Origin of the sequence: Sinomonas atrocyanea (assembly GCF_001577305.1) — a bacterium.
GTDB classification, from domain to species: domain Bacteria; phylum Actinomycetota; class Actinomycetes; order Actinomycetales; family Micrococcaceae; genus Sinomonas; species Sinomonas atrocyanea.
Window position 1 is genome coordinate 4,173,377 of sequence record NZ_CP014518.1, and the last position, 12,254, is coordinate 4,185,630.

12 protein-coding genes are annotated in these 12,254 nt (G+C 71.4%); 4 read left to right on the top strand and 8 right to left on the bottom strand.

The features are described 5' to 3' along the window. Positions 1-118 precede the first annotated feature (118 nt). The 3 genes from SA2016_RS19145 to SA2016_RS19155 are packed head-to-tail and all read left to right on the top strand — an operon-like array spanning position 119 to position 3,414. The gene (locus SA2016_RS19145; RefSeq protein WP_066501321.1) at positions 119-889 is read left to right on the top strand and encodes a GAF and ANTAR domain-containing protein; all 771 of its coding nucleotides are present in this window, start codon (positions 119-121) and stop codon (positions 887-889) included. Positions 890-942: 53 nt separating this feature from the next. Continuing rightward, positions 943-1,623: a VOC family protein gene (locus SA2016_RS19150; protein ID WP_066501322.1), complete on the top strand. Its 681-nt coding sequence runs from the start codon at positions 943-945 to the stop codon at positions 1,621-1,623. 48 nt (positions 1,624-1,671) lie between these two features. After that, positions 1,672-3,414: an HNH endonuclease signature motif containing protein gene (locus SA2016_RS19155; RefSeq protein WP_084249659.1), complete on the top strand. Its 1,743-nt coding sequence runs from the start codon at positions 1,672-1,674 to the stop codon at positions 3,412-3,414. On the opposite strand, the gene SA2016_RS19160 is transcribed toward SA2016_RS19155, so the two are convergent. Then, positions 3,377-4,309 (bottom strand): helix-turn-helix transcriptional regulator, encoded by a 933-nt coding sequence (locus tag SA2016_RS19160; protein WP_229710853.1) that lies wholly within the window; start codon positions 4,307-4,309, stop codon positions 3,377-3,379. The two genes, SA2016_RS19155 and SA2016_RS19160, sit on opposite strands and share 38 nt — an antisense overlap. A gap of 55 nt (positions 4,310-4,364) precedes the next feature. Between SA2016_RS19160 and ilvD the strand changes: the two genes are divergently transcribed. After that, a complete protein-coding gene (gene ilvD / locus SA2016_RS19165) occupies positions 4,365-6,254 on the top strand; it encodes a dihydroxy-acid dehydratase (protein WP_066501325.1) in 1,890 nt (629 codons plus the stop codon). 128 nt (positions 6,255-6,382) lie between these two features. On the opposite strand, the gene SA2016_RS19170 is transcribed toward ilvD, so the two are convergent. From SA2016_RS19170 to SA2016_RS19195, 7 genes are all read right to left on the bottom strand, one after another. Beyond that, positions 6,383-7,426, bottom strand: coding sequence for a hypothetical protein (locus SA2016_RS19170; RefSeq protein WP_218030558.1), 1,044 nt, complete (start codon positions 7,424-7,426; stop codon positions 6,383-6,385). Next, complete coding sequence (locus SA2016_RS19175; protein WP_084249660.1) at positions 7,423-8,163, bottom strand: cytochrome b N-terminal domain-containing protein; 741 nt, start codon at positions 8,161-8,163, stop codon at positions 7,423-7,425. The genes SA2016_RS19170 and SA2016_RS19175 overlap by 4 nt, the downstream gene beginning before the upstream one ends. Then, the gene (locus tag SA2016_RS21615; RefSeq protein WP_157089151.1) at positions 8,160-8,336 is read right to left on the bottom strand and encodes a hypothetical protein; all 177 of its coding nucleotides are present in this window, start codon (positions 8,334-8,336) and stop codon (positions 8,160-8,162) included. The genes SA2016_RS19175 and SA2016_RS21615 overlap by 4 nt, the downstream gene beginning before the upstream one ends. A gap of 103 nt (positions 8,337-8,439) precedes the next feature. Continuing rightward, a complete protein-coding gene (locus SA2016_RS19180) occupies positions 8,440-9,900 on the bottom strand; it encodes a benzaldehyde dehydrogenase (RefSeq protein WP_066501332.1) in 1,461 nt (486 codons plus the stop codon). Between the two features lie 78 nt (positions 9,901-9,978). After that, positions 9,979-10,809: an IclR family transcriptional regulator domain-containing protein gene (locus tag SA2016_RS19185; RefSeq protein WP_229710854.1), complete on the bottom strand. Its 831-nt coding sequence runs from the start codon at positions 10,807-10,809 to the stop codon at positions 9,979-9,981. Between the two features lie 46 nt (positions 10,810-10,855). After that, on the bottom strand, positions 10,856-11,470 hold the full coding sequence (locus SA2016_RS19190) for a 3-oxoacid CoA-transferase subunit B (protein ID WP_229710855.1): 615 nt from the start codon (positions 11,468-11,470) through the stop codon (positions 10,856-10,858). Positions 11,471-11,573: 103 nt separating this feature from the next. Further along, a complete protein-coding gene (locus SA2016_RS19195; RefSeq protein ID WP_066501337.1) occupies positions 11,574-12,242 on the bottom strand; it encodes a 3-oxoacid CoA-transferase subunit A in 669 nt (222 codons plus the stop codon). Between the last annotated feature and the right edge of the window lie 12 nt (positions 12,243-12,254).

Sequence of the window (12,254 nt, forward strand, 5' to 3'; positions counted from 1 at the left end):
GGGGCCGCGGGCCCGTCATCTCGGGCCCGGCCCCCTCCCGATGGGTGGAACGGCGTAGGCTTGGGATCGCACCATACGGGGCCATCGTGAGGGCCCCGCGCAAGGAGGCTAACCCAGCATGGACGAGACCATCGCCGGACAGGTGCCGGAAGCTGTACTGGCCCGGGCGCAGGAGGACGAGCTCCTCGACCTGTTCCTCGGGAGCGTTGACCTCGCGACGTTCCTGGCGCGGGTCGCCGTCGTCGCTGCCCACGACCTCTCGAAGGACCCCACCGTTCCCGGCACGGTCACGTGCAGCGTCACGGTGGGCCGGCACGGGCGTCGGGCCACGGTGGGCAGCAGCGACCCGGCCGCGGACGTCATGGACGAGCTGCAGTACGCGAGCGGCGAGGGGCCGTGCTCCGAGGCCGTGGCCACGGGCCGCACGATCTATGTTCCCGACCTCAGCGTGACCACCCGGTATCCGCGCTATCGGGACGCCGTGGCCGGGGCCCCGCTCCGCTCGGTCTTCGCGACGCCGATCCCGCTGCCCACCTCCGCCGACGCCGAGGCCGCCCTCAACTGCTACTCGGCCAAGCCTGACGGCTTCCCCGACGAGCTCCGCGCGCGTGCCGAGGAGCTCGCCTCCCTGGCGTCCCGCTCGGTGCACCTCGCCGTGCGCTTCGCGCGCGAGACCGATCGGGTGTCGGACCTCGAGTCCGCCCTCGAGTCGCGCACCGCGATCAACCTCGCAGCAGGGGTCATCATGGCGCAGTCCAACTGCACGGCGGACGAGGCCATCGACGTACTCAAGACCGCCTCGATGAACCGCAACCAGAAGCTGCGCGACGTCGCCGCGCTGATCCTGTCCCGCTACGGCAGCGACGACCCCAAGACCATCTTCACCTGACAGGCCGGGCGGCCCTTGACCTCAAGGTCGCTTGAGCCTGTTGGGTGGTTCCCATGCGCATCACCTCAGTCGCCTTCGACACGGACGATCTGGGCCGGGCCGAGTCGTTCTACGGCTCGGTTCTGGGGCTACCCACCCGCTACGGGGACGGCGCCTTGACGGTGCAGGCGGGCGCTTCGCGGCTGGTCCTGCGCGAAGGCGATCCCGGCCCGGGCAGGCAGCACCTCGCGTTCACCATTCCGCGGCTCATGTTCGACACCGCCAAACGCTGGATCTCCGAACGGGTGCCCCTCCTGCGCGATTCCGAGGGCAGAGACGACTTCGAGACGTCCCCGCACTGGAACGCGCACTCGCTCTACTTCGAGGACGCCGACGGCAACATCCTCGAGTTCATCATCCGCCGGGACATCGCCGATGACCGCACCGGGCCGTTCCGTCCGGAGCACGTCCTCGCCATCAGCGAAGTCGGGGTTCCAGTCGGGGACGTCCCGGCGGTCGCAGCTCGGGCCGAGGCAGCGTTCGGCATCGAGGCCTATGGCACCGGAACATCCGACTTCCGGCCCATCGGGAACGTCGAAGGCCTTCTCATCCTCGTCGCCCCCGGTCGGCACTGGTTCCCGACGACGGTGCCGAGCGGGAGCACGAGCCTCTCGGTGCACATCGTCGGGAAGGCCGCGGGATCGCTGGAGCCCGCTCACGGCATTACTATCCACTCGGACATTATGCGAATCTAGTTTCGGATTACTCTAGTAACTATCGTAAATATATTCTAAAGTAGCTGTATGGGGACGACGGGCGGGGTCGGGAGGCAGCGGGGCGTGGGAGCGTCCCGGGCAGTCAGCCTCGACGGTCTTCCTCCCGATGACGAGCTGCTTACCAAGGAGTACGAGGAGTACGGCTTCGTCGACCCGCTGAGCCCCGAGGGCAGGGCCTCCCTCCCGGTCATCGACGACTACCTCACCCTCGTGGAGGGCCTCGAGGCAGGAGAGATCGAGCCGGATTCCCTAACCCCAGCGGTCCTGGCGCTCGTCGCGCCGCATCTGGCCGAGGGGCGCCCCTTGGAGGCAGCGGAGACCGGCTCAACACTGCTTGACCCAGCCGCGCTTGAGCCTTGGACCGTCAGCGCGGGCGAGTGGGAGGCTCTCGGCATCCCCGCCCCTCGCCGTGACGACGACCTCGAAGGCGCCGCGCGGGCGCTCCGCCTCGAGCATGCGGCGGAGATCGTGCGGGCCATCGAGGAGACCGAGGTCGATCAGGCGCGCCTGGATGCCCAGCGCGCCCGACTCATGGCCGAGCTCGTGCAGATCCACGAGCGGTCAAGGGATCTCCAACGGCACCTCGAGGCCCCAGCCCTCGCGGCCTCCGAAATTGCCGCAGCACTCCGCGTGTCCCAGCGGACCGCGCGGGCGAGGGTCGAGGAAGCCCGCGCCCTCGCCGATCCCGCCCTGGCCCCGGTGCTCGCCGCCATGCGGGCCGGGCGTCTGACGCGGCAGCGTGCGGCGGCCGTGCTCGACGCCGCCATTCCGGTCCCGTCCGCGCGCCTGGAGAATTTCGCAGCGGCGGCCACCGCCATCGCCGCCCCCGAGGACCCGGACCACCGGCCCACCCTTCCCGCCTTGGGGCAGCGCCTGCGACGCCTCGCGGAGGACTACTGCGAGGAGCCCCTCGCGGCGCGCAGGGCCAAGGCCGTCACGGACCGCCGTGTGGAGGTGACTCCGGTGGGCGACGGCATGTGCTACCTCACGGCGCTCCTCCCCCTCGAAGTGGGTGCGGTGGTCGACACGCGCCTCACCGCGATCGCGCGTTCGCTCCAGTCGCCCGCCGAGGCACGCACCGTCAACCAGCTTCGCGCCGACGTCCTGACCGACCTCCTGCTGGACGACCCGGGCCGGCAGCTCAGCGGCACCCCAGTCACCGGCGGGGCGCCGCTCGGTGGCGTGCGCCTGCAGCTCGTGGTGACCGCATCGGCGTCGACCGTCGAGGGCACCGGCGACGCACCGGGCGAGATCCTCGGCTACGGCCCCATCGATCCCGGCACCGCACGCCGCCTCGCCGCGCAGGCCTCGACCTGGACGCGGATGCTCGTGAGCGCCCGGGACGGAGCGCCGCTGTCGATCGGCCGCATCCGCTATGCACCCACCGCAGCCATGCGGCGGTTCCTCACGGTGCGCGACGCGACGTGCCGCTTCCCCGGCTGCGACAAGCCCTCGGCCGCCGCGGAGGTCGACCACACAATCGAATGGCACGAGGGCGGCCAGACCGACGTCCGCAACCTTGCCCTCCTGTGCCCCGAGCACCATCGCCTCAAGAGCCTCGGCCTCTGGACGGTCCGGCACCTCGGAACCGACGCGGAGGTGCCCGGCACAAGGTTGCCGGCCGGTACACCTGCACCGCCGCCCCGCGAGCGGGCGCCGAGCCAGACGTCACCACCCAGCCCCGAGCCCCCGGGCACTCTCGAGTGGACCGCGCCCTCAGGACGCCGCTACATCACCCACCCGTACCGCGAGGATCCGCCACCGTTCTGAGCCCAGCCCTGCGATCTGTCCCGCTGCCCACGAGCCGGGCCATTCGCTCCCCCGTGTCGGAGCCGGGCGCGGGGAGGTAGGCGACGATGTGCAGCGTCGGGGCATCCGCGGGCACGAGCTGGTGCTGCTCGAAGTCCAGCCGCCCGGCCACGGGATGGAGGAAGGTCCGGGCGCGGGAGGCGAAGCGGCGCACCTCGTGGTCGTCCCAGGCTCGGGCGAAGTCCGCGGAGTCCTCGCGCAGGCGCGTCACGAGCTCGACGTGCGCGGCCCGGTCCGCGTGCGAACCGGCCTCCGCGCGGTAGTCGGCCAGGAAGCTGCGCACCGTGACCTCCCAGTCGGGCAGCATGCCCCGCACGTAGGGGTCGGTGAAGGTCAGGCGCAGGAGGTTCCTGTCGCGGGCGGGCACGGTGGCGATGCCCGGGAAGAGGGCCTCGTACCCGCTGTTCCACGCGCCGATGTCCCAGGTCGAGGTCACCGCGAAGGCCGGCGAGGGATCCAGCGCATCGAGCAGGTGCTGGACGTGCTCGGGCACTGGCTCCGGGGTGCCGGGAACCTCGCGGGGCGCCGGCGCGAACCCGCTGAGGCCCAGGATGTAGTCGTGCTCGGGGGCGCTCAGGCGCAGGTTCACGGCCACGGCGTCGAGCACCTGCCGGGACGGGTGGATGTCCCGGCCCTGCTCGAGCCACGTGTACCAGGTGACCGAGACGCCGGAGAGGAAGGCGACCTCCTCGCGCCGCAGACCCACGGTGCGGCCCCGGCCCACGGGCGGCAGGTCGTAGTCGGCCCGCACGGCCCGCTCCCGGCGGGAGCGGAGGAAGGCGCCCAACTCCTTGCGGCGCGTCTCGGCGGGCGTGGCGGTGTCCAGGGAGGCCTCCTCGAACGCTAGCAGTTTCACTACTAGTATCGCTGCCGTCTGGCAGCCCGTCGCGCGCGCGTGGTGTTCTAGTCCAATGCCAGCTCTTCGCTCTCGTACCGTCACCCATGGCCGCAACATGGCCGGCGCCCGCGCACTGATGCGCGCCTCCGGCGTCGCCAACTCGGACATCGGGAAGCCGATCATCGCCGTGGCCAACTCGTTCACCGAGTTCGTCCCCGGCCACACGCACCTGCAGCCGGTGGGCCGCATCGTCTCCGAGGCGATCCACGCTGCCGGCGCCATCGCCCGCGAGTTCAACACCATCGCCGTGGACGACGGCATCGCCATGGGCCACGGCGGCATGCTCTACTCGCTGCCCTCCCGCGACCTCATCGCCGACTCGGTCGAGTACATGGTCAACGCCCACTGCGCCGACGCCCTCGTCTGCATCTCCAACTGCGACAAGATCACCCCCGGGATGCTCATGGCCGCCCTGCGCCTGAACATCCCCACGGTCTTCGTCTCCGGCGGCCCCATGGAGGCCGGCCGCGTGACCCTCACCGACGGCTCGGTCCGCTCCCTCGACCTCGTCAACGCGATCTCGGACGCCGTGGACGAGTCCATCTCGGACGCCGACATCGACCTCATCGAGCAGAACGCCTGCCCCACCTGCGGCTCCTGCTCCGGCATGTTCACGGCGAACTCGATGAACTGCCTCACCGAGGCGATCGGTCTCTCCCTCCCCGGCAACGGCTCCGTCCTCGCGACCCACACCGCGCGCAAGGCGCTCTACGAGCGGGCGGGCGCCACCGCCGTCGACCTCGCCAAGCGCTACTACGAGGACGACGACGACTCCGTCCTCCCGCGGTCCATCGCCACCGCGCAGGCGTTCGACAACGCCATGGCCCTCGACATCGCCATGGGCGGCTCGACCAACACGATCCTGCACCTGCTCGCGGCCGCGCAGGAGGCCGGCGTCGAGTACGGCCTGGCCGAGATCGACGCGAAGTCCCGCAAGGTCCCGTGCCTGGCCAAGGTCGCCCCAAACGTGGCCAAGGACAAGACGTACTACATGGAGGACGTGCACCGCGCCGGCGGCATCCCGGCGCTGCTGGGCGAGCTCAACCGCGGCGGCCTCCTGCACACGGACGTGCGCTCGGTCCACTCCCCCGACCTCGCCTCGTGGCTCGACGCGTGGGACGTCCGCGGCGGCAAGGCCACCGAGGTGGCCCAGCAGCTCTGGCACGCGGCCCCGGGCGGCCAGCGCTCCTCGACCGCGTTCTCGCAGTCGAACGAGTGGACCTCGCTCGACACGGACGCCGAGGGCGGCTGCATCCGCTCGGTCGAGCACGCGTACTCGAAGGACGGCGGCCTCGCGGTGCTGCGCGGCAACGTTGCGGTGGACGGTGCCGTGGTGAAGACAGCTGGCGTGGACGAGTCGATCTGGACCTTCGAGGGCCCCGCCGTGGTGTGCGAGTCGCAGGAGGAGGCCGTCGAGAAGATCCTCAACAAGACGGTCAAGGAGGGCGACGTCGTGGTGATCCGCTACGAGGGCCCCAAGGGCGGCCCGGGCATGCAGGAGATGCTCTACCCGACCTCGTTCCTCAAGGGCCGCGGCCTCGGCAAGAAGTGCGCCCTCATCACGGACGGCCGCTTCTCCGGCGGCACCTCGGGCCTCTCGATCGGGCACATCTCGCCGGAGGCGGCCTCGGGCGGCACGATCGCCCTCGTCGAGGACGGGGACCTGATCCGCATCGACATCCCGAACCGCTCGATGGAGCTCGTGGTCGACGCCTCGGAGCTCGACGCCCGGCGCGAGCGGCTCGAGGCCACGACCGGCTACCACCCGGTGAACCGTGAGCGTGCCGTCTCCGCGGCCCTGCGCGCCTACGCGGCCATGGCCACCTCGGCGGACAAGGGCGCGGTGCGGGACATCGACGCGCTCACCCGCCTCACGTCGCCGCAGGCCCAGCCCATCGGCTGAGGCGCATCGGCTGAGACGCCCGGGCACTTCGACACAACTCAGGCGGCTCCTGCCCCCGAAACGGGGCCTGGGCCGCCTGAGTTGTGTCGTTCTGCACGCCGCTGGGCCCGCGCACGCCCACGCCCGGCTCAGCGCCGCCGGTAGTAGTCCCGCCAGATGAGCCGGTGGAGCGGGATGATCCGGGGAATCGACCGCAGGCCCGGGATGAAGGGCAGGAACATCAGCGCAAGGGTCAGGACCACCATGATCCCGGTGACCACGAGGTCCGCGTTCGCGAGCCCGTTGAACGGCGGGACCTGGTACCAGAAGGAGTAGAGCCACAGCCACGACTGCCCGGGGTAGTTGCCGGTCTCGTTCATCATGCCCCACTGGTCGCCCGTGAGGTGCTGGTCGGCTGCCAGGCCCTTGAAGTAGGTGCCGTCGCCGAGGAGCAGCTCGGTCCGGGTGCGGTCGAGGCCGGCGGCAGTCCCGCTGACCGCCCCGCCATCGAGGACCCGGTCGAGGGCGCCCGAGCGGGCCATGCCCAGGAGTGAGCTGGTCAGAGCGGGCACCGGGCCGTAGTTGCCGGGCGCGACCTTGCTGGGATCGCCGTCGGGCGCCTTGGTGAGGGCGTCCGAGTACGCGGCGGTCCAGTCGGCGCGCTGCTTGTCGGTGGCACCGGTCCACGCGGAGAGCGCCGAGGGCGGCTGGGGCAGCGCCGCGAGGGGCGCCACCACGAGGTCCTGCGCGGTGTCGATCGGCAGGCGGACCCCCGAGAGGCTCTGCAGGTCGATCGGGCCGAGGGTCTGGCTCACGCCCTGGGTGGCGTTGTACGGCGGCCCGTACTGGGCGGTGTCGCTGGTCCCCCCGAGCTCGGCCGTGGCCGTCGCCACGAAGTCCGACGGCGCCGCGCCAGCCCACGAGGCCAGCGTCACCGGGGCGTCGTCCGGGGACCCGACCACCGCCGCGAGCCCCAGGGTCAGCACCCCGACGACGACGAGCGCGTAGACGAGCTCCTTGACCAGGTCGTACTCGCGGACGGCCCCGCGCCAGGGCCTCCGGTCGAGATCGCGCCGGCCCTCGAGATCGTGCCGGCGGTCGAGGTCCCGTGGCTGGCGGGAGCGCGGCTGGCGGGAGCGGGAATGGCCGTGGCGCTCAGGGCCCGCAGCAGGCGGGCGGGACATGGTCGTCATGCCGCACCGCCCTCGGTGGCGCGAGGAGCCGCCTCCGCGTCCGCGGCCTGCACCCCGCCGAGCGGGGAGCCGCTGAGCTGGGAGCCTCGGAGCTGGGCGTCGGTCTCGGCGGCCTCGAGCGGCGGGGCGACCCCGTGCACGCGCACGAGGAGCACGTGGAGCACCACGACGGCGCCCACGGCGAGCGGCAGCAGCACGATGTGCCACATCAGGACCTGGCCGAGGTTCGCCACGTTGAACCACGCGCCGACCCCCACGGCGTTGAGGGCGTCCTTCGCCTGGAAGGCGATCCACTGTGAATCGAAATTCGTCTGGAGGAGGTACCCGGTGAACGCCGTGACGATCGAGACGACGAACGCCAGGACGCCCGTGATCCAGGTGAGGGTGCGGCCGCCGCGCCACGACGCCATCCAGAACTTGCCCCAGAGGTGGATGACCATCGTCATGAAGAACAGCTCGACCGACCACAGATGGGTGCTGTTGACGAAGTGGCCGAACGCGGACACGTGGTACCACGAGGGCCCGTCGAGCGCGAGGACCAGCCCCGAGATGACCACGTAGGCGAGCGCCGCGATGGCGGCCATCCCGAACACGTAGATCCACGAGGCGACGTAGCTGGGCTGGGTCTCGGGGAGGAGCTTGTCCGGTGGCAGGGTCCGCAGTCCCCAGCCCCGGAAGCGTCCGGTCCAGTTGACGATCCGGCCGCCGGGCTCCGGCTGCGAGGGCTGGGCGGTCACCGCTTGTCCCTCCCCCCGGGGAACGGCAGGAAGAGCGCTGCGACGAACAGCGCGATCATCGCGAGGATGACGATGAGGTTCCCGAGTTGGACCGTGAAGGAACCCCAGCCGAGATAGATGCCGGCCGCCTGGAGACGGAGGGCGCCCGCGAGGGCGGTCAGTGGCGTGTCCACGCCATTACCGTCCGCCCCCGCGGCCGGGGGTACCTAGAGACTTTGTGCCTGCGCTCCCGGATTACCCCCCATTCCCGGCGAACTCACAGGACCCAGAACAGACTCAGAACGGATACGGCGCGATCTCCGGGCGCATCGTGAGCCACTGCACCTCGGTGAAGGCGTCCATGTTGGCCGTGGCCCCGCCGAAGCGGGCGCCGGTCCCGGACGCCCCCACGCCGCCGAACGGGGCGTTGGCCTCGTCCGAGACGGTCTGCTCGTTGATGTGGACCTTGCCGGAGTGCACGCGGTCGGCGATCTGCATCGCCGTGCCGACGTCGCCCAGGATGCCCACGGACAGCCCGTACTCGTTGGCGTTGACCAGGTCCACCACCTCGTCCACGCTCGTGAACCTCGTCACGGGCGCCACCGGGCCGAAGATCTCGTCGGCGAAGGCGGGGTTGTCCAGGTCGAGGTCGGCCAGGACGGTGGGCCGGTAGAACAGCCCCTCGAAGCTGCCGCCGGCCGCGAGCCGCCCGCCCTGGGCCACCGAGGCCTCGACGATGCCGTGGATGCGGTCGCGCTGCCGCTCGTCGATGATGGGGCCGAGCGCCACCTGCCCCGTGGCGGGATCGCCCACGGGGAGGTGCTCGGCCTTCTCGGCGAGGGCGGCGACGTAGTCCTCGTACACCGTCTCGTGGACGAAGTGCCGGCCGGTGGTCATGCAGATCTGGCCCTGGTGCATGAAGGACCCGAAGGCGCCCGCGGACGCGGCCTTGGCCAGGTCGGCGCCCGGGAGCACGATCAGGGCGTTGTTGCCGCCGAGCTCGAGGTGCGCGCGCTTGAGCAGCCGCGCCGCGGTCTCGCCGACCTTCCGGCCCGCCGCCGTGGAGCCGGTGAAGGAGACCACCCGCACCTCGGGCGCCTCCACCACGGCCTGGCCCGTCTCGGCGCCACCGGGCAGGAGCGAGAGCACGCCGGCGGGCAGGCCGGCCTCCTCGAAGACGCGCATGAGGGCCACGCCGCCGCACACCGCGGTGCGGGGGTCCGGCTTGAGCAGCACCGCGTTGCCGAGCGCGAGCGCCGGCGCGACCGAGCGGATGGAGAGGATGAGGGGGAAGTTGAACGGGGCGATCACGCTCACGACGCCGACCGGCCGCCGCCGCGCGAAGGACCACCGGTCCTCGTCCGAGGTCAGGACCTCACCGTGCGGGTGCGAGGGCAGGGCCGCGGCCTCGTAGCACTCGTTCGCGGCGATGTGCGTCTCGAGCTGCGCCTTGGGCGGGATGCCGCCGGACTCCCGGACGATCCAGTCCTGGACCTCTGCGGCGTGGTCCTCCCACAGCTGGCCGGCCCGCCGCAGCACCGCGGCCCGCTCCTCGGGCTTCTTCGCCGCCCACGCGCGCTGCGCCTCGGCGGCAACCTGCGCCGCCCGGTAGACGTCCTCGCGCGAAGCGGTCCCCACCGAGCCGAGCGTGGCCCCGGTGGCGGGCTCGGTGACGTCCTGCGTCCCGCCCGCCGCCTCCGTCCAGCCACCGATGTTCACCTTGCCGCCCCACAGGGCGACGTCATCGAGAAGTGCCATTGCCGTGTCCTCCTTGATCACTCACATGTCACTGAACGAGCTGGGGGCGCTGAACGAGCCCGGGTGCATAACGAGCCGTCAGGCGGCCCCCACGGCGCGCGCGGCCTCGGCGATCGAGGCGGCCGCCGCCTGCAGCTCGGGCACGAGGCGCGCGACCTCGGCGTCCCGGCCGGCATTCCGGCCGTCGCCGTCGATCCTGGCGGGGAGGGCCATGTTGATCGCCGCGACCGTGCGCCCGTCCGCCCCGAGGACCGGGACGGCGAGCGAGCGCAGGCCCACCTCGAGCTCCTGGTCGACGACGGCGTACCCCGCCTCGCGTACCCGGCCCACCTCGGCCTCGATCGCCTCGCGCGAGGTGAGGGTGCGCGGCGTGAGCGGGGCAAGCTCGGCGCGGGCGAAGTAGGCGGCGAGCTCGGCCGGGGTGAGGGCGGCGAGCAGGACCCGGCCCATCGACGTCGCATGCGCGGGGAACCGCGTGCCCGGCGAGATGCCCACCGAGATGATCCGGCGGGTGTGGATCCGGGCCAGGTAGACGATGTCGGTGCCGTCGAGGATCGCGAGGGAGGTCGACTCCCCGTGCCGGTGCGAGAGCTCCTCGAGGATGGGCTGGGCGAGCTCGGGCAGCCGCTGGCCCGAGAGGTACGCGTAGCCGAGCTGGAGCACGAGCGGGGTGAGCGAGAAGGTCCGCCCGTCCGTGCGCACGTACCCCAGCTCGACGAGCGTGTGGAGGAACCGGCGGGCCGTGGCCCGCGTGAGCGCCGTCCGCGCGGCGACCTCGGAGAGGGTCATCTCCTGGTGCTCGGCGTCGAACGCGCGGACCACGGCGAGTCCGCGCGCGAGCGACTGCACGAACGCGTCGCCCGGTTTCGGCTCCGCGTCGCTCCGCTCAACCACCGGAAGCTCGGCCACAGGTTCCCCTCTGCTCTCGGGCTGCGTGTGCCCAGGCTGTGTGTACTCAGGCGGCGGGCAGCAGCGGCACGTCGACGAGGTCCTGGAGGTCCTCGAAGCTGATGCCGAACGTCTCGCGGACGCGCACGCCCTCCTCCGTGATGAGGAAGACGGCCTTCTCCGTGTACACCCGGGTCACGCGGCCCACGCCGGTCACAGGGTACGTCAGTTCGGGGACGAGCTTGGACTTCCCGTCCTTGGTCAGCAGGGTCATCATCACGTAGACGTCCTTGGCCCCCGTGGCGAGGTCCATGGCGCCGCCCACGGCCGGGATCGCGTCCGGGGCACCGGTGTGCCAGTTCGCGAGGTCACCCGTGGCGGAGACCTGGAACGCGCCGAGCACGCACACGTCGAGGTGCCCGCCGCGCATGATCGCGAACGAGTCGGCGTGGTGGAAGTAGCTCGCCCCCGGAAGCTCGGTCACCGGGATCTTGCCGGCGTTGATGAGGTCCTCGTCGATCTGGTCGCCGACCGCGACGGGGCCCATCCCGAGCATGCCGTTCTCGGTATGCAGCGTGACGTCCTGCTCCTCGGTGAGGTAGTTGGACACGTTGGTCGGCTGGCCGATGCCGAGGTTCACGAACGAGCCCGGCTCGATGTCCTTCGCGACCAGCTTGGCCATGTCGTCGCGGCCCAGGGGTGCGTCGCTGCTCCGGGGCACGGTGCTGGTCTCCGGCTCGGTGCCCGCCGAGGTGATGCCCGACGTCGTCTGCTCGCCCATGCGTTCAGCCCACCTTCACGATCGTGTTGACGTAGATGCCCGGAGTGATCACGTTCTCCGGATCGAGGCCGCCCACCGGCACGACCTCGGAGACCTGCACCACGGTGTGCTTCGCGGCGGCGGCCATGATCGGGCCGAAGTTGCGGGCCGTCTTGCGGTAGACGAGGTTGCCCTTGCCGTCCGCCTTGAGCGCCTTGATGAGGGCCACGTCGGCGTGGATCGGGGTCTCGAAGACCTGCCACTTGCCGTCGAGGAAGCGCGTCTCCTTCCCCTCGGCGAGCATGGTGCCGTAGCCGGTGGGGGTGAAGAAGCCGCCGATCCCGGCACCGGCGGCGCGGATGCGCTCGGCGAGGTTGCCCTGCGGGACGAGCTCGAGCTCGATCTCCCCGGCGCGGTACTTGGCGTCGAAGTGCCACGAGTCGCTCTGCCGCGGGAAGGAGCAGATCATCTTCTTCACGCGGCCTTCCTTGATGAGGAGCGCGAGGCCCTCATCGGCCTGGCCGGCGTTGTTGTTGACCACGGTGAGCTCCTTGGCGCCGCTGGCGAGCAGCGCATCGATGAGCTCGAACGGCTGCCCGGCGTTGCCGAACCCGCCGATCATCACGGTCGAGCCGTCCTGGACGGCTGCCACCGCCTCCGCGGCGGTGTCCTTGAATTCGAGGGTGTGTGCCACTGACGGCCCTTC